This window comes from Methylobacterium segetis (genome assembly GCF_004348265.1).
In the GTDB taxonomy this organism is placed as follows: Bacteria; Pseudomonadota; Alphaproteobacteria; order Rhizobiales; family Beijerinckiaceae; genus Methylobacterium; species Methylobacterium segetis.
Window position 1 is genome coordinate 1 of record NZ_SMNT01000110.1, and the last position, 16941, is coordinate 16941.

General features: G+C 69.4%; 18 protein-coding genes. 8 read left to right on the plus strand and 10 right to left on the minus strand.

Features of this window, described 5'->3' with window-relative positions; all coding sequences use genetic code 11:
• From E1J50_RS21950 to E1J50_RS21980, 7 genes are all read right to left on the minus strand, one after another.
• The coding region (locus E1J50_RS21950) for a TadA family conjugal transfer-associated ATPase (protein WP_132255907.1) at positions 1-894 on the minus strand (894 nt) is incomplete at its 3' end.
• A gap of 47 nt (positions 895-941) precedes the next feature.
• Complete coding sequence (locus tag E1J50_RS21955; protein ID WP_132255908.1) at positions 942-2198, minus strand: CpaE/TadZ family protein; 1257 nt, start codon at positions 2196-2198, stop codon at positions 942-944.
• 116 nt (positions 2199-2314) lie between these two features.
• Positions 2315-3052 (minus strand): CpaD family pilus assembly protein, encoded by a 738-nt coding sequence (locus E1J50_RS21960; protein WP_132255909.1) that lies wholly within the window; start codon positions 3050-3052, stop codon positions 2315-2317.
• Positions 3053-3108: 56 nt separating this feature from the next.
• Positions 3109-4590, minus strand: coding sequence for a type II and III secretion system protein family protein (locus E1J50_RS21965; protein WP_132255910.1), 1482 nt, complete (start codon positions 4588-4590; stop codon positions 3109-3111).
• Positions 4591-4628: 38 nt separating this feature from the next.
• On the minus strand, positions 4629-5429 hold the full coding sequence (gene cpaB, locus E1J50_RS21970; protein WP_132255911.1) for a Flp pilus assembly protein CpaB: 801 nt from the start codon (positions 5427-5429) through the stop codon (positions 4629-4631).
• A 138-nt stretch (positions 5430-5567) separates the two neighbouring features.
• A complete protein-coding gene (locus E1J50_RS21975) occupies positions 5568-6086 on the minus strand; it encodes an A24 family peptidase (protein ID WP_132255912.1) in 519 nt (172 codons plus the stop codon).
• Positions 6087-6219: 133 nt separating this feature from the next.
• Entirely contained in the window at positions 6220-6387 is a 168-nt protein-coding gene (locus tag E1J50_RS21980; protein WP_132255913.1) for a Flp family type IVb pilin, read from the minus strand.
• A gap of 422 nt (positions 6388-6809) precedes the next feature.
• On the opposite strand from E1J50_RS21980, the gene E1J50_RS21985 reads away from it, so the two are divergent.
• The 3 genes from E1J50_RS21985 to E1J50_RS21995 all read left to right on the plus strand — a co-directional run bounded on the left by E1J50_RS21985 (position 6810) and on the right by E1J50_RS21995 (position 8766).
• Positions 6810-7298 carry a pilus assembly protein N-terminal domain-containing protein gene (locus E1J50_RS21985; protein WP_132255914.1) on the plus strand — a complete coding sequence of 163 codons (489 nt, stop codon included), beginning with the start codon at positions 6810-6812 and terminating at the stop codon, positions 7296-7298.
• A gap of 123 nt (positions 7299-7421) precedes the next feature.
• Positions 7422-8057 (plus strand): TadE/TadG family type IV pilus assembly protein, encoded by a 636-nt coding sequence (locus E1J50_RS21990; RefSeq protein WP_132255915.1) that lies wholly within the window; start codon positions 7422-7424, stop codon positions 8055-8057.
• A gap of 49 nt (positions 8058-8106) precedes the next feature.
• Complete coding sequence (locus E1J50_RS21995) at positions 8107-8766, plus strand: TadE/TadG family type IV pilus assembly protein (RefSeq protein ID WP_132255916.1); 660 nt, start codon at positions 8107-8109, stop codon at positions 8764-8766.
• Positions 8767-8803: 37 nt separating this feature from the next.
• Here E1J50_RS21995 and E1J50_RS22000 read toward each other — a convergent pair whose 3' ends face one another.
• From E1J50_RS22000 to E1J50_RS22010, 3 genes are all read right to left on the minus strand, one after another.
• The gene (locus tag E1J50_RS22000) at positions 8804-9487 is read right to left on the minus strand and encodes a putative 2OG-Fe(II) oxygenase (protein ID WP_132255917.1); all 684 of its coding nucleotides are present in this window, start codon (positions 9485-9487) and stop codon (positions 8804-8806) included.
• A 77-nt stretch (positions 9488-9564) separates the two neighbouring features.
• Positions 9565-11067, minus strand: coding sequence for a phosphomannomutase/phosphoglucomutase (locus E1J50_RS22005; protein WP_132255918.1), 1503 nt, complete (start codon positions 11065-11067; stop codon positions 9565-9567).
• A gap of 121 nt (positions 11068-11188) precedes the next feature.
• Positions 11189-13183, minus strand: coding sequence for a methyl-accepting chemotaxis protein (locus E1J50_RS22010; RefSeq protein WP_132255919.1), 1995 nt, complete (start codon positions 13181-13183; stop codon positions 11189-11191).
• Positions 13184-13531: 348 nt separating this feature from the next.
• Here E1J50_RS22010 and E1J50_RS22015 point away from each other — a divergent pair, with 348 nt between their 5' ends.
• The 5 genes from E1J50_RS22015 to E1J50_RS22035 form a co-directional block, all read left to right on the plus strand.
• Positions 13532-14221 carry a 50S ribosomal protein L25/general stress protein Ctc gene (locus E1J50_RS22015; RefSeq protein ID WP_132255923.1) on the plus strand — a complete coding sequence of 230 codons (690 nt, stop codon included), beginning with the start codon at positions 13532-13534 and terminating at the stop codon, positions 14219-14221.
• 102 nt (positions 14222-14323) lie between these two features.
• Positions 14324-14932 (plus strand): aminoacyl-tRNA hydrolase, encoded by a 609-nt coding sequence (gene pth, locus E1J50_RS22020; protein WP_132255920.1) that lies wholly within the window; start codon positions 14324-14326, stop codon positions 14930-14932.
• A gap of 260 nt (positions 14933-15192) precedes the next feature.
• Positions 15193-15639 (plus strand): PIN domain-containing protein, encoded by a 447-nt coding sequence (locus tag E1J50_RS22025; protein WP_165937946.1) that lies wholly within the window; start codon positions 15193-15195, stop codon positions 15637-15639.
• Between the two features lie 12 nt (positions 15640-15651).
• Positions 15652-16749, plus strand: coding sequence for a redox-regulated ATPase YchF (gene ychF, locus E1J50_RS22030; RefSeq protein ID WP_132255922.1), 1098 nt, complete (start codon positions 15652-15654; stop codon positions 16747-16749).
• A gap of 7 nt (positions 16750-16756) precedes the next feature.
• On the plus strand, positions 16757-16941 hold a 185-nt coding region (locus E1J50_RS22035; RefSeq protein WP_281024588.1), incomplete at its 3' end, for a MaoC/PaaZ C-terminal domain-containing protein.

Sequence of the window (16941 nt, forward strand, 5' to 3'; positions counted from 1 at the left end):
GTTCGGGGGGCGGGTCTCGAGGCGGACCACGTGGGGCTGCTGCAGCTGCAGCTCCGCGGCGTCCTCGCAGGTGATCACGCGCTCGTCGTGCTCGATGAAGGCGGTGAGGCAGTTCAGCAGCGTCGTCTTGCCCGAGCCGGTGCCGCCCGAGATCACGATGTTGCAGCGCACCTTGCCGATGATCTTCAGGATCTCCGCCCCCTCGGGGGAGATCGCGCCGAAGCGCACGAGCTGATCGAGGGTCAGCTTGTCCTTCTTGAACTTTCGGATCGTGAGCGCAGGGCCGTCGATGGCGAGCGGTGGCGCGATCACGTTGACGCGCGAGCCGTCGGGCAGGCGCGCGTCGCAGATGGGCGAGGCCTCGTCCACGCGCCGGCCGACCTGGCTCACGATGCGCTGGCAGATGTTCATCAATTGCTGGTTGTCGCGGAAGCGGACATTCGTGTGCTGGATCTTGCCGCTCACCTCGATGAAGGTCCGGTTCGCGCCGTTGACCATGATGTCGGCGATGTCGTCGCGGGCGAGCAGCGGCTCCAGCGGCCCGTAGCCGAGGACGTCGTTGCAGATGTCGTCGAGCAGTTCCTCCTGCTCGGCGATCGACAGGACGATGTTCTTGAGCCCGATGATCTCCGAGACGATGTCGCGGATCTCCTCGCGCGCGGTCTCGGTGTCCAGGCGGGCGAGCTGCGCGAGGTCGATCGCCTCGATCAGCGCGCCGAAGATCATGCTCTTCGTGCGGTAGTAATCCTCGGAGCGCACCTGCTCGGCAGGGGGTGCGGCGACGGGCTCGGGGCGCCGGGGCGCGGCCGGCTCGGGCACCTGCAGGGCGGGCGCCTTGGACGCGGGCGCCGCGACCGCGGGCGCCGCAGCGGCACTCTGCCGTCTACCGAACATGGGGCGTGTCCCCGTCTCTCGCGGCTCTCTGGCTCACCCGGCGGCCCTCAGGACGCTTTCCGCCGCGCGAGCTTGGCGCGGATCGGCTCGAGCAAGGGATCGAGCAGGGTGGCGCGCCCGCGGCGGATCTCGGGCCGACCGAGGATCGTCGCGGCGAGGCTGGCGAAGGTCTCGGCGGTCTTCGATCCCGGCTGCACCTCGGCGATCATCTGGCCGTTGTTGGCGGCCGCGCCGAACAGGGCAGGCTCGAAGGGTATGCTGGCGAAGAGCGGCATCTCCAGCGCCTTGGCGAACTCCGCCGCCCCGATCTCGGGGCGCTTGGGCATGTTCACGCCGTTGAGGACGATGCGCGGGCCGCGGTCGTTCGGGCGACCATGCTGCAGGCTCGCCGCGAGGTTCTTGGCGTTGCGCAGCGAGGCGAGGTCTGGGCCGGCCACGATCAGGATCTCGTCGGCGGCGACGAGAACCCGGCGCGACCAGGCCGACCAGATGTGGGGCACGTCGAGGACGATGCAGGGCACCGCCGCGCGCAGGTGGTCGATCAGCCCGTCGAAGGCCGTCTCGGCGAGGTCGATCGTCCGGTCGAGGCTCGCCGGGGCCGAGAGCAGGGAGAGATTGTCGCTGCATTTCGAGAGCAGGCGCTCGACGAGGGCGGCGTCCAGGCGCTCGGGCGCGAACACGGCCTCGGCGATGCCCTGGGGCGGGTCCTGGTTGAAGTTGAGGCTCGCCGTGCCGTGCGCGATGTCGAGATCGGCGATCACGGTCGGGGTGTCCTGGCCGCGGGCGATCGACCAGGCGAGATTATGGGCGACCGTCGAGGCACCGATGCCCCCCTTGGCACCGTAGACGGCGATCGTGCGGCCGACCGGCTTCACGCCCGGGGCCGTGAACAGGTCCGAGACCGCGGCGATCAGCGCGAGCGGGTCGACGGGCGCCATCAGGTAGTCGCTGACGCCGCGCTGGATGAACTGGCGGTAGAGCTGAACGTCGTTGACGTGGCCGACGATGAGCACCTTGGTGCCGGGGTCGCAGACCTCGGCCAGCGCGTCGAGGCATTCCAGGGGCTTCGACTTCGCCCCTTGGGTCTCGATCAGGATGACGTTCGGCGTCGGCGCCTGCCGATAGGCTTCGACGGCGGCCGCGCCGCCGCCCATCTGCACCTTCACATGAGCCTTCTGCATGCGCCGATCGGATCCGACGCTCTCGATGAGGGCGGCTGTCTCGGCCGTCTCGCAGAAGGCCTGGAGCGTGATCCGCGGCACCGGGGCGATGATGCGCTCTGGCGTCTCGGGGTGGTCCGACATGGCGGGGTTCCGGCTCGGGGTTCCTGGTGGTGCGGGCGTTCCGGCCGAGGCCGGCATCGAGCCGTCGCTCGGCGGTCGGTGACCGCCCCGCGCGGCGTCCGCGTCGCGGGAAGATCTCAGTTGCCGACCTGCGACTTCACGCTGGCCTGACCATCCTGCCGCCATGTGGTTGACGGATCCTTGCTGTCGCGCAGGTCGGTGATGCCTTTGACGCGGCGCACCGTGTCGATCCGGCCCTCGGGCCGGCCGCGAACGAGATCGACGGGGTCGGCCACCTGGGAGGCGACGTTCGACTGCGTCGCGCAGCCGAGGTTCCAGGTCGGCTCGTTGCTCAGGTTGAAGGCGGGGTCGGAGACGCCGAGATCGCGGGGCCACAGCCCGCACTGGCTCGTCACCTTCGCCTCCATGCGCTGGAAGCTGAGGCGGATCGGCGCGGCGAGGCGGGGGGCCGCCACCGGGTATCCCGCAAACGCGTAGGCCTCGGGCGCGACGCCGCCCTCGGCCCCGAGGCGGCGGATCGCCGCCGCCGTGCGCTCGGCCGCCGCGCCGGCCGCGGGCGACAGGCCGCGGGGCATGTCGACCACGAGGCGGCCGCGGCCGTAGCGGCGGAATTCCAGGAGGAAGGCGTCGATATCGGCCGCCTGGCGCGGATCGAGGTGGCCGGATCCCGTCGGGAAGACGTCGAGGCTGCGCGTCCCGTCGACCAGGGCGATCGGGTGGCGGGCCCGGTAATCGACCGGCGCGAGGGAGCCGGTCGTCGCGACGCGCTCGGCACGGCAGGCGCCGAGGAGGGCGGCGAGGGCCACCACCGCGGCGAGGGCGGCAGGCGGGCGGGGGAGGGCGGGCAGCGTCATCGGTTCGCGCGAGTCCTGTGGTCGGCCGGGGCCGCGTGCGTTCGGGGAGCGGGCGCTCAGTCGGTGATGAAGCCGACGCGGCCGCGATAAGTGGATCCGAGCGGCGCGGCGCCCGCGACGCCGTAGAGGCGGTTGATCCGTCCGAGCAGGACCGCCTGCCCGTCCTGCGCATCGACGAAGCCGTCGTCGGGACGCGTCACTTGGCGGGGCTCCATCGCCTTGGCGATGTAGGGAGTGACCATGATCATCAGCTCCGTCTCCTGGCGCTGGTAGTCGCGGGAGCGGAACAGGGCGCCGAGGATCGGCAGGTTGATGAGGCCCGGCAGGCCGCTGATCGCCGCCTTGTTCCTCTGCTGGATCAGGCCGGCGGTCATCATGGTGGCGCCGGAGGCGAGCTCGACCGTGGTCTCGGAGTTGCGGACGGTGAGGCCCGGCACGGCCGTGGTCGAGTTGCCGCTCGTGAAGGTGTAGGAATTCTGCGGGTCGATCTCGCTGACCTCGGTCCCGACCCGGATCGAGATGCGGTTCTCCGCGAGCACCACCGGCGTGAAGTTGAGGCTGACGCCGTACTTCTTGAACGCGATGCCGACGACGCAGGTGGGCTGGCCGCCGACGATGGTGCTCGGCGTGCAGCTCTGGCTCGACGGAACCGGAATCTCGCCGCCGGCCGTGAACTTCGCGGCCTCGCCGGAGATCGCGGTCAGCGTCGGCTCGGCGAGCACCCGGGACACGCCGGCCTGCTCGAAGGCGCGCAGCGTCGCCGTGAGACTGGCGCCGCCGCTGCCGGTGACCGTCGCCGAGGCGAGGTTGCCCGTCGGGAACTGGCCGCCCGAGAGGGAGAGGGGGGTCGCGTTGATGAAGTTGAGGTTCGACCAGGAGCCGTTGAGGTTGATGCCGAACTGCTTGAGTACCGTGCGGGCGACCTCGACCACGGTCACGCGCAGCATCACCTGATCCTTGTTGCGGATCGTCAGGTTGTTGATGACCGTGCCGCGGCTCGTGCCGGCGCCGGTGCCGGCCACGCCGACGAAGGCGTTGGCGATGTCGATCGCCTGCGCCGCCTCGGCAGCCGAGCCGACCGTGCCCGACAGGAGCACCGAGTCGCCGTTCGAGCGGATGTCGAACCGGCCGCCCGGGATGCTCTGGACGAGGGTCTGGCGCAGGATGCTGAGGTTGAGGTCCCGCGCGACCGTGACGTCGAGGGCGGCGATCTGGGCGCCCGCCGCGTCGAGGATGAAGATCGAGGTGGTTCCGTTCTCCATCCCGATCACGAAGACCTTGCGCGTCGAGCGCACCACGGCGTTCGCGACCTTGGGATTGGCGACGAACACCTCCTTGGCGTCGCGCGGCAGATCCACGATCATCGAGCGCCCGGCCGTCAGCTCGAGCTTGCGGGAGGCGGACGCCTCGGCCGGTCCCACCGTCAGGACGGGGGCGGCTCCGAGAGCGGGCTCGCCCCGCCCCTGCGCCCAGGCGCCGGGTCCGGCGAGCAGCCCGAGCAGGACGAGGGCCGCCCGAAAGCCTCTGGTCGGTATCATCGCTGAAGCCTCTGTTCGGCCGAGCCGCCCGTACATGGTCACCGGCCCTGCTGCCGGGAGACGCCGAAGCGCACGATCGTGAGCCCGGCATCGGCCTGCGGTTTCTCTTCCGGTTCGGGCCCGCGCCCGGAATCGGCGAGACTGCGCAGGGCGAGCGAGAGGGTGCCGACCTTCTGCGCCAGCGTGATCGCCTCGGATTGCGCCGGGGTCAGCGCGAGCGTCGCGGTCTCGCCCGTGACGACGTTCGCGCCGTTCTTCTCTTGGATAAGCTGCCCGACGGCGAGCACGCGCACGTCCCGCAGGATGATCTCGGCGCGCTGGACCTCGCCGCCGCCCGCGCGGGAGGATTCCTCGTCGCGGGAGGTGCGGATCACATCGACGTGGTCGTTGGGCAGGATGAAGCCGCCCGCCGAGTTCGCGCCGCGCGTGTCGGTGACGATCGCCACCGCCCGCATGCCGGCCGGAAGGATCGAGGACATGAATCCGCTGCCGGCCCGGGCGAGCTTCTGCTGGCGGATCGGCTCGCCGGGCAGGAAGCCGCCGCGCAGCACCGAGCCCGCCGTCTCCTCGATCCCCTTGGGCGAGGCGCTGCGGGTGATGTAGCCGGTGGCGACCGCGTCCTGAGGCCATTTCTGCCAGCGCAGATCCGCGGGCTGCAGGGTCTGGCCGAGGGGCAGTTCGGCGGCCGCCACGAGGACCTCGGCGACCGGCACGGGAGGCGGGGGCGGCTCGGCCTGGGCGACGGGCGCCGGAGGCGGCTCGTCCCCGCTCATCAGGAACGCGGCCCCGCCGCCCGCGACGAGGGCGATGGCGAGGACGGCGAGACGGGCTGGTTTCATCGTCGGGCCGGAACAATCCGACGGCGGAGGCGCCGTCTGCCCGGTCAGATTTGCGGGAAAATCGTCAAATTACGGTTAAGGAGATGTGACCGGCGAGATGGAACGCCGGGACTGGAATCGGCACAGGCGTACCGCGGCTCAGCCGGCGAGCGCCCGGGTCCAGAGCAGGGTGTCGGGCAGCACGATCAGGGCGGCGAAGGCCAGGGCGATGCCGTAGGGGATGCCCGTCTTCGCGTCGTGGAGATGCAGCGCGAAGGGCAGGCGGGCCACCGGACGGGGCAGGGGGTGCGAGCGCGCGAACAGGAGGGCGAGGGTCAGCGCCCCACCGGCCAGGGCCGCCACGAGGGCGTAGTCGATGAGCTGGTCGAAGCCGAGCCAGAGGGCGGTCGCGGCCGCGAGCTTGGCGTCGCCTCCGCCGATCTTGCCCAGCGCGAAGAGCGTGAAGGTGATCGCCAGCACGAGGAGGCCCGCGCCGAGGTGCAGGCCGAGTTCCGACCAGCTCAGGAGGCCGGTCGCGGCGACGAGAGCGAAGGCCGCCACGAGACCGAGCGAGATCCGGTTCGGGATCAGCATGGTCAGGAGGTCGTTGGCCGCGGCATAGGCCATGAAGAACGGAAAGACGACGAGGAGTGCCGGCGTGGCCAGGAGGGTTGCCATGTCGTCGAACCCGGGTTCGTGTGGCGTCAGGGCTCGGGGCCGTGTCGGCCGCGGGCTCCGCAAGATGCGGGCGGCCGGAAACGGCGGGCGCGTCGCGTCCCGCCGCTTCCGGCCGATGCTCGGGGAGGCTCGATCAGTTGCCGAGCTGGGTCGAGATCGTGTTGAAGGCGGTGTTGAGCTTGGTGCCGATGATCTTCAGCGTGCCGATGATGACCACGGCGATGAGGGCGGCGATCATGCCGTACTCGATCGCGGTGGCGCCCGACTCGTCGGCGGCGAAGCGATTGAAGACGTTCTTCATGTCAGTGATCCTCAGATTCAACGACTGATCGGTGAGCCGTCGAAGATCTCTTCTCTCGATCGGCGGCAGGACGGAGCTTCGGCGATACGCCTTGCGATTGCGTTAAATCCGACGCACAAACCGCGAGCCCGGTCCGGGCTTTCGATCGTGGTGAAGAAATCGTCACTCCCGGGAACGACATTCTCATTACTGTGTTCGGCAGATGAGCAACCTGGGATTGTTTGGCGAACCTTGAATTCGCCGCCTCGCCGGCGATGTGACATCGCGGTGCCCACCATACCGGCGGAAGGATGCGTGGGGCGAGCCTCTTAGCGGTTCCTTCACCAATCCGGTGTCTCTTCGGCGGGTACGGCGATCTCCCCCGACACCGGCTCCCCGGTGCCGCCCGCCGACGTAGCGCGAGCGTCCCGAGTCACCGTCCGATGCGCAGCCGAGCCAGCCTTCCTTCGAGACGGACCGCGATCCGCGGCACCGTCGCGCTGTCGCTCCTCGCCCTCGCGGCGACGGCGCGGGCCGAGACCGACATCGGCGTCGTCACGGTCGTGGTCGACAATGCCAAGGTGATGCGGCTCCCGGAGCGCACGCAGACCGTGGTGGTCGGCAACCCGATCATCGCCGACATCACCCTGCAGAAGAACGGCGTCCTCGTGCTCACGGGCAAGAGCTTCGGCACGACGAACCTCATCGCCCTCGACGCCGCCGGCGCGATGATCGCCGAGTCGCAGATCCGCGTCGAGGCACCGCAGGCCGCGGTGATCACCGTGCAGCGGGGGCTGGAGCGGGAATCCTATTCCTGCACGCCGGCCTGCCAGCCCTCGGTGCAGCTCGGCGATTCCGCGAAGTACTTCGGCGACGTCAGCCAGCAGGCGGAGAACCGTCGCAAGCTGGCCACCGGTGCGAGCGAGCGCTGACCGTCGCGCCCGCGCCGGGCTGTCCACACGCACTGACTGAATTCCGCAACGCTTCGGCAATCCTTGATCGGTAGGTTCGATCAAACCTGATCGGTTGCGCCCCCGTGCGACCCGGATCGAGCCATGACGCAACCTGCCGCCCCGCCCCGCGGTCGCTATCGGCCGCTCACCCGCCTCGCGCGGCTGACCACCACCTTCGGCGCGGCGTGCGAGGGCGCGTCGGCGGTCGAGTTCGCCTTCATCGCCCCCCCGTTCCTGGCGCTTCTGTTCGCCATCTTCGAGATCGGGCTCACCATGCTGGTGACCCAGAACCTGAACGCCCAGCTCACCTCGGCGAGCCGCCTGATCTACACCGGCGAGTTCCAGGGCAGCGCGGGCAACAAGAATGCGGACGCGACCACGATCCTCAAGAACCTGCGCACGGCCCTGTGCCAAGCGAACGGGAAGGCGCTGCCGAGCCTGTTCGACTGCAGCGCGGTGAAGCTCAACGTTCTCGCCGTCTCGAGCTTCGCGAGCGCCGTCACGAGCCCGACCGTCTACGACCCGGTCAAGGGCAAGCTCGTCTGGAATTCGTCCTTCGGCAGCCAGTATGCCTGCGGCCACGGCAACGAGATCATCGTGGTCCAGGCGGCCGTCGAGTACCCGGTGTTCCTCTCGCAGCTCTACGCACCCGCCTCCCTTCTGGAGAACGGCCGCCGCGTCGTTCAGGCGGCGGCGGCCTTCCGGGTCGAGCCGCTGAACACGAATCCGTGCTCGTGAGGAGCGCTCATCCGATGCAGGCCCCACGCCCCATCCCGGAGCCCGGACGGTGAGTGTCCATCGCGCCCGGGCCGCGCGGCCGGCCTTCCCCTGCGCCTCGTTCGCCCGCGCGGAACGGGGCGGCACGGCCGTCGAGTTCGCGCTGCTCCTCCCGGTGATGCTCGGGGTCTATCTGGGGCTCGCCGAGCTCGGCCGCGGCATCCAGGCCAAGCGCGGCCTCGCCCAATACGCCCGCACCATCGCGGACCTGACGGGGCGCGGCACGCCGCCCGACATGACGCCGATCTTCGAGGCGGCGAACCTGGTGGCCCGCCCCTACGACAGCGCCGCCATCGACGCGCGGATCAGCGCCATCGGCGTCTACAAGACGGGCAACACCTACCGGGCCGTCGTCTGCTCGTCGGCCGGGAACAGGGGCAGCAACAAGCGCAGCGTCAAATCGGACATCCAGGCCGAGGCGCGCCACGGCAGCACCTTCCCGGAGACCTTCAAGGAGAAGACGACGAGCGTCAACGCCGCCCTCTACAACCGCTACATCCTCGCCGAGGTGACGGGGACCTTCACGCCGATGCTCGGTTCGAGGCTCTTCCAGTTCACGGGCGTGCAGCTGTCGAGCACCCTGCAGGAAACCATCGCGTGGCCGCAGCGGACGGACGAGGAGATCGTGCTCCCGAGCGGCGATCCCTGCCCCACGAAGGCACCGACCTGAGAGCCGCTTGGCCAGCGCTCCGATGTGCCGGCCGGGATCAGTCGTCGACGTCGGCGCGTGCGTTGAAGGACAGCGAGCGCCGCTCGCCCGGCCCCCGGAAGGGCTCGACCCCGTGCAGCAGCCAAGCCGGGAACGTCCACAGGACCCCGACCTCCGGCGGCACGCTGAGGAGCGTGCGCGCGAAGCGCTGCTTCCCGCCCGTGAGGAAGTTCAGGTGGCCGGCTTGGCGCCCGGAGATATAGGTCTTCCGCAACTCCTCTTCCGCCGGGGGCTCCGGGGAGCGGAGATAGAGCACGCCGGAGAGGTCGCCGGAGTGGAAATGAACCGGGCTCGGCGTTCCGGCGACCTGGCTCACGATCCAGATCTGGTCGATCACGACGCGCCTCGCCGCGACGCCCTCCGCCGCGAGCACGTAGCGCCGGAGGCGATCCTCGATCACGGCCACCAGGGACGCCTCGCCGCCAACGCGGGCGACCTCCGGGGGAACGAGGAACTCGCTGCCGCCCGGCCGCGCGCTCCGGTCCGCGAACTCGTTGAGGCGGCCGACGAGCGCCGCGGGGACGCGGGTGCGTCCCATCACCGGCCCGAACGGCGACAGCATCTCCACCGGCGGATCGCCGCCGTCGCTGCCCGTCGGCTCGGCCCCCGCCTCGTACTTGCGAAGGGCGCGGGTCTTTCGCGCGACGGCGCGGTGGCGCAGGTCGTCCGTCTCACCGGCCATGGGAGGTCCTGAATCGGAGGATCGCCGTCACGATGACCGGCGCGGGCCGCCTCTCTGCCTGTGCCCGAGCAGGCCCGTCAGAGGGATTGGTTGTAGGCCCCGACCTCCGGGTTCTCGCGCAGCACGCCGTCGACCGCCTTGAACATCGCGCGCAGCCGCTCCTCGGAGACCGGGCTCTCGACGACCACGACGAGCTCGGGCTTGTTGGAGGAGGCGCGCACGAGGCCCCAGGTTCCATCCTCGGTGGAGACGCGCACGCCGTTCACCGTCACGAGGTCGGTGATCTTCGCACCCGCCACGGTCTCGCCGGCCTCCTTCATCGCCTTGAAGCGCGCGGTGACCTTCTCGACGATGCCGTACTTCACCTCGTCGTCGCAATGGGGCGACATCGTCGGCGAGCCCCAGGTCTTCGGCAGGGCCCGATAGAGCTCGGCCATGGACTTGCCGGGGTTGCGGTCGAGCATCTCGAGCACGGCGATGGCGGTGAGCAACCCGTCGTCGTAGCCGCGCCCGATCGGCTCGTTGAAGAAGAAGTGCCCCGACTTCTCGAAGCCGGCGAGCGCCCCGAGCTCGTTCACGCGGCGCTTGATGTAGGAATGGCCGGTCTTCCAGTAATCGGCCTTGACCGCCTGGGCCTGCAGTTCCGGATCGGTGTTGTAGAGCCCGGTCGACTTCACGTCGACGACGAAGGTCGCGCCCGGATGCAGCTTCGAGAGGTCGCGGGCGAGCATGACGCCGATCTTGTCGGCGAAGATCTCCTCGCCCTCGTCGTCGACCACGCCGCAGCGGTCGCCGTCGCCGTCGAAGCCGAGGCCGACATCGGCGCCCGTCTCCTTCACCTTGGCGGCGATGGCGTGGAGCATCTCCAGGTCTTCGGGGTTCGGGTTGTAGCGCGGGAAGGTGTAGTCCGGATCGATGTCGAGGGGGACCACCTCGACGCCGAGGCTCTCCAGGAGCTTCGGGGCGAAGGCGCCCGCCGTGCCGTTGCCGCAGGCGGCCACCACCTTGAGCTTGCGCGAGATCGGCTTGGCGCGGGACCTGAGGTCGGCGAGATACGTCTCGGCGAAGCCTTCGATGAACTCGTAATTGCCGCCGTCCCGGTAGCGGTAGGTGCCGCCGAGCACGATCTCCTTCAGGCGGCCCATCTCCTCGGGGCCGAAGGTCATCGGGCGGTTGGCGCCCATCTTCACGCCGGTCCAGCCGTTGTCGTTGTGCGAGGCCGTGACCATCGCCACGCAGGGGCAATCGAGGGCGAACTGCCCGAAATAGGCCATCGGCGAGAGGGCGAGGCCGACATCCTTCACCCTGAGACCGGCCGCCATCATGCCGGCGATCAGCGCGAGCTTGATCGAGGAGGAGTAGGAGCGGAAATCGTGCCCCGTCACGATGTCGGGGCGCACGCCCATCTCGTGCACCAGCGTGCCGATGCCGAGACCGAGCGCCTGGACGCCCATCAGGTTGATCTCTTTGGGGAAGAGCCAGCGCGCATCGTACTCGCGGAAGCCGGTCGGCCTGACGAGGGGCAGTTGCTCGAACGCGAAGGTGTTGGGCGTCAGCGAAGCGTGCGGCTTGGGAAACATCGCGGGCCCTCGACGGCGATGGAAAGGATCGTGAGGGGCATAGCCGAAGGGCCGGGAAAGGAAAAGCTTCGCCGCGGGAGGCGGATCGCACCCCGCGGCGAGACCGTGACACCGCGCCCCGTCAGGCCGCGCGGATCTGGGCGAGGAAGGTGTCGACCTGCTGCTTGAGGGCCAGCGACTGGTTCGACAGGTCCTGCGCCGAGCCGAGGACCTGGGCCGCGGCGCTGCCCGTCTCGCTCGCCGAAGCCGAGACCTGGGCGAGGTTGTTCGAGACGTCGAGCGTTCCGCGGGCGGCCTCGCCGACGTTTCGGGCGATCTCGTTCGTCGTCGCGGTCTGCTCCACGATGGTGGCGGCGATCACGCTGGAGATCTCGTTGACCGAGACGATGGTACGGCCGATCTGGCGGATCGCGGTCGCCGCGCTGCCCGACGCCGACTGGATCGCGGCGATCTTCGAGGCGATCTCGTCGGTGGCGCGCGCGGTCTGGGCCGCGAGTTCCTTCACCTCGCTCGCCACCACCGCGAAGCCGCGGCCTGCCTCGCCTGCCCGCGCCGCCTCGATCGTGGCGTTCAGCGCCAGCAGGTTCGTCTGAGCGGCGATCGCCGAGATCATGGTGACGGCGGTGCCGATCTCCTCGGCGGCGCGCGTCAGCTGGTCCATGGAGCCGCTCGTGGCCTCCGCCTCGCGGAGCGCGGCGCCGGCGACCTCGGCCGAGCGGGCGACGCTGCGCTCGATCTCGCCGAGGGACGCCACCATCTCCTCGGTCGCGGCCGCGACGGTCTGCACGTTGGAGGACGTCTGCTCGGCGGCCGCGCTCGAGGCGACGGCCCGCTGGTTCGTGTCCTGCGCGACGCCCGTCATGGAATGGGCGGTGGCGTCGAGCTCGTTCGCCGCGGAGGTGACGATCTGCAGCGAGCCGGTGACGCCCTGCTCGAACTCCCGCAGCAGGTTGTCGCGCCGCGCGAGGCGCTGCTCGCGGGCCGATTGGTCCGCGGCGGCCCGGGCCTCCATCTCGTTTCGGATCACGGCGTTCTCGCGGAAAACCTCGACGGCCTTCGCCATCTCGCCCATCTCGTCGATGGCGTCGCGCGAGGGCACGTCGACGTGGAGATCGCCGGCCGCGAGCCGGCTCATCGCGCCGGTCATGCCTCGGATCGGCCGGATGATGCCGCGCGCGATCAGGGCGGCGAAGGCGATGCCGAGCACCACGACGAGGCCGACGAGGGCGAGCAGCGTGAGCTGGAAGGCGCTCGTCGTGGCGGCGGTCTCCTCGTCGATGGCGGCGACCGATGCCTCGATGGACCGCTGCGCCCGAGCGCCGCTCTCTGCGATGAGCTGCAGTTTGGGCTCGAAACCCTGCTGGAACAGGTCGGCGCTCTGCGTCATGGCATCCGACGTCGCCTTGAAATTGTCGCGGTAGGCGGCGAGCGCCTCCCGTGTCGCGGCCAGCACCCTGGCGGGGCTGCCGCCGAGCCCCTCGGCGAGCGCCGCGAGGGCGGCCTCCGCCTTGCCGACATTGGTCGCGAAGGTGGCCGGGCCCTTCGAATCCTGCACCGCGAGGTAGCGCCAGTTGGAGACGCGGACGAGCAGGATCGCGCTCTCGGCGGCGGCCGCGCGGCTCGCCGCGTCGGCTTGGCCGCTCGCGCGGATCTCGGCGACGAGCGCGTTCGTCGCCTTCGTCAGCTCGTCACCACCGGTGAACAGCTTCGCCTTGCTCGCGCGGATCGCGTCGCCGAGGGCGCCGAGACGGGCGATCTCGCCCTTCATCTCGCCCGCGGTCCGCACCACCGTGCCGTAGAGGACGCGCCGCTCGTCGGACTTCGTCACCGCCGCGAGCTTGCCGGCGATGGTCGCCATGTTGGCGGCCCCGTCGTTCATCGCCGCGATGTTCTCGACCTTCTGCGCGGTCCGGAATTCGAGGGCGAGGCCGTTCAGGCGATCGGCCGAGCGGTTGATCGACAGGAGATCGCGCGCGTTCGATTCGATTCGAACCAGTTCCTTGTGCTGGCCGATGAGGCTGCTCGTCTGAGAGTAGGTGATCCCGCCGAGCGCCGCACCGAGTGCGATGAGAACGCCGAAGCCACCGTAGAGCCGCGTTCGAATCCCGATCTTCATGGCCCGTCACCCCACATTGCGTGATTAGAACAGATTTTGTTCTTTCGATTTTCTCACGACATACTTATCTGTTAACGCGTGATAACTAAGAAGCTCTTAACAACAGGGTATTTACGCACAACTCTACAATAATCAATTGTAAGTTGAGTGCAATCGATGCTGTACAGCGCCAGCGTGATATCCGGTCCGGGCGATGCCCGCGGGTTTGCATCGCGGCGCCCGAGCCTGTATGGAGGCGCCGCGCCCGCCGGACACCCTTGGAGGCACGGGCGCGTGGGATCGGTTCGGGGCCGTCCGTTTCGGGCGGCCTTTGCCGTTTCCACCTCTTCACATCGAAAGGATCACGCCATGAGCGCCGTTAAGCCGCTTGAGGCCGTGGCACGCGACCGGGTCGGCAAGGGGGCCGCCCGGGCCGTTCGTCGCCAGGGCCAGATTCCCGCCGTCATCTACGGCGGAGGCCAGGCCCCGCAGGCCATCGCCATCGACCTCATCCGCACCCGCACCCTGATCTACGCCGGCGGTTTCAAGACCACCGTGTTCGAGATCGCGACCGGCGGCCGCAAGACCCGCGTCATCCCGCGCGACTTCCAGCTCGACCCCGTCTCCGGCGTTCCGCTGCACGTCGATTTCCTGCGTGTCGTGGCCGGCCAGACCGTCACCGTCGAGGTGCCCGTGCACTTCCTCAACGACGACAAGGCCCCGGGCATCAAGCAGAGGGGCGGCACCCTCAACATCGTGCTGCACACGCTTGCCCTGGATGTCGCCCCCGACCAGATTCCGGACGCGATCGAGATCGACCTGAGCGGCCGCGATATCGGTGACGTGATCCACATTACCGACGTGAAGCTGCCGTCGGGCGTCACCTATACCGGCGAGGCGACCGACACGGTGGCCAACATCGTGCCGCCGACGGTGCTCGGCGCCGAGGTCGAGGCCGAGGAGGCCGCGATCGCCGAGGCGCAGTCGGCCGAGGCGGCCGACGAGAAGGCCGAGGACGAGGCCGAAGAGGCCGAAGGCGAGAAGAAGACCGAAGAGTGAGGCACCGGGCGCGAGCCCGTTCTTCAGCCTCTCACGGATGCCCCGGCCGGAAGGCCGGGGCGTTCGCATATCTGGGCCTCAGCACATCCGGAGTCTTGAGCGATGCGCCTGATCGTCGGCCTCGGCAATCCGGGACCGCGCTACGCGCGAAACCGCCACAATATCGGCTTCCTGGCCCTCGACGAGATCGCCCGCGTGCACCGCGCGAGTCCGTTCCGGCGCAAGTTCCAGGGCGAGGTGGCGGAGGTCGTGCTGGGCTCCGACCGCGCCGTGCTCCTGAAGCCTCAGACCTTCATGAACGAGTCGGGCCGTTCGGTCTCGGAAGCGCAGCGATTCTACAAGATCGCGCTCTCCGACGTGATCGTGCTCCACGACGAGCTCGACCTCGCGCCCGCCAAGCTCCGGGTGAAGCTCGGCGGCGGCAATGCGGGCCACAACGGCCTGCGCTCGATCACGGCGCAGTGCGGCAACGATTACCGCCGCGTGCGCCTCGGCATCGGGCACCCGGGCGACAAGGCGCTCGTGCACGCCTACGTGCTCAACGATTTCGCCAAGGCCGAGGAGCCCTGGGTGGAGGATCTCTGCCGGGCGGTGGCCGACCATGCGGCCCTCCTCGCCGCGGGCGAGGATGCGAGCTTCCAGAACAAGGTCCATCTCGCCATGGACGGACGCGGCTGGGGCGACGTGAAGATGCCGGGCGCCCGCAATTGACACGAAAACACGAGAACACGATATCGGTCGCGGAAGCCTCCCGTTGAAGAACGTGACCGTGACGCTGGACGAGGAGTTGTTCGCCTGGGCACGGGTCGAGGCTGCGAAGCGGGGCCTGAGCCTGTCGCGCTTCGTCGCCCAGGTGCTGATGGACCAGCGTACGCCCGACATTTCCGAGCAGCTCGCTGCCCTCGACGCGTTCCTCGACGGTCCTGGCTGGCCCGGCGTCGCCGACAATCGACCAAGACGCGATGATCTCTATGTCCGGCCGGCTCTTCTTCGACACGAACCTGATCGTGCATGCGATGGACCCGCAGGATCCGGCGCGCCGGGTGCGCAGCGCAGCCCTCATCCGGGAGGCGATGTCGCGCGGGCGCCTCGTCGTAAGCCCACAGCTCCTCAATGAGTGCTACAGAGTTCTCGTCCACGGGCGCCGCTTCGCGGCGCCGATGGAGGTCAGCCGCTATCTCTCGGTCTTTCATCCTGCCTGCACGGCGCCTGTCGACCTGCAGACGCATCGCGCCGCGATAGCGATCGAGACCCGCCACCGCCTCGCATGGTGGGACTCTGTCGCCGTCGCCTCGGCCCTGCAGGGGCGCTGCGAACATTTCGTCTCCGAGGATCTGAACGATGGGCAGGTCATCGAGACGCTGACAGTCGTCAACCCCTTCACCACTCACGCCCGCGCCATCCTGGCGCTCAGCTGACGGACTCGGATCATGGGCTTCAAATGCGGCATCGTCGGCCTGCCGAACGTCGGCAAGTCGACCCTCTTCAACGCGCTCACGCAGACCGCCGCCGCGCAGGCGGCGAACTACCCGTTCTGCACGATCGAGCCGAATGTCGGCGAGGTCGGGGTGCCCGACGAGCGCCTCGACGCGCTGGCGAGGATCGCGAGCTCGAAGGAGATCATCCCGACGCGGCTCACCTTCGTGGATATCGCGGGGCTCGTGCGCGGCGCCTCGAAGGGTGAGGGGCTGGGCAACCAGTTCCTCGCCAATATCCGCGAGGTCGACGCCATCGCCCACGTGGTGCGCTGCTTCGAGGACGGCGACGTCACCCACGTCGAGGGGAAGGTCGACCCGGCGGCCGACATCGAGACGATCGAGACCGAGCTGATGCTGGCCGATCTCGACAGTCTGGAGAAGCGCGTCGTGGCGCTGGAGAAGAAGGCCAAGGGCTCCGACAAGGAGGCGAAGGAGTTCCTCGACCTCGTCAACCGGACATTGCCCCTTCTCCGCGACGGCAAGCCGGCCCGCCTCGTCGAGCGCAAGGCCGAGGAGGAGCGCCTGTTCCAGCAGCTCGGCCTGATGACGGCCAAGCCCGTCCTCTACGTCTGCAACGTGGACGAGGGCGACGCCGACAAGGGCAATGCCCATTCCGACGCCGTGATGGCCCGCGCCAGGGCGGAAGGCGCCGTCGCCGTGGTCGTCTCGGCCAAGATCGAGAGCGAGATCGCGGTGATGCCGCAGGCCGACCAAGCGGAGTTCCTGGAGGCTGTCGGCCTCGCCGAGCCCGGCCTTAACCGGGTGATCGGGGCGGGCTACGACCTCCTCGGCCTGATCACCTACTTCACGGCGGGCCCGAAGGAGGCCCGGGCCTGGACGATCACGAAGGGCACCCGGGCCCCGGCGGCGGCGGGCGTGATCCACTCGGATTTCGAGAAGGGCTTCATCCGCGCCGAGACCATCGCCTTCGCCGATTACACCGCGCTGAAGGGCGAGGCCGGCGCGCGGGACGCCGGCAAGCTCCGGCTCGAGGGCAAGGAATACGTCGTGCAGGACGGCGACGTGCTGCATTTCCGCTTCGCCAACTGAGCGGGTCATGGCCGGGATCCACTTCGAGGACTTCGCGCCGGGCCAGGTCATCGAGAGCCCGCCCCTCGCGGTCAGCCGCGAGGAGATCGTGGCCTTCGCCCGCGAATTCGACGCGCAGCCCTTCCACGTGGACGAGGCGGCAGCCAAGCGCAGCTTCGTCGGCACGCTGATCGCGTCGGGCTGGCACACGGC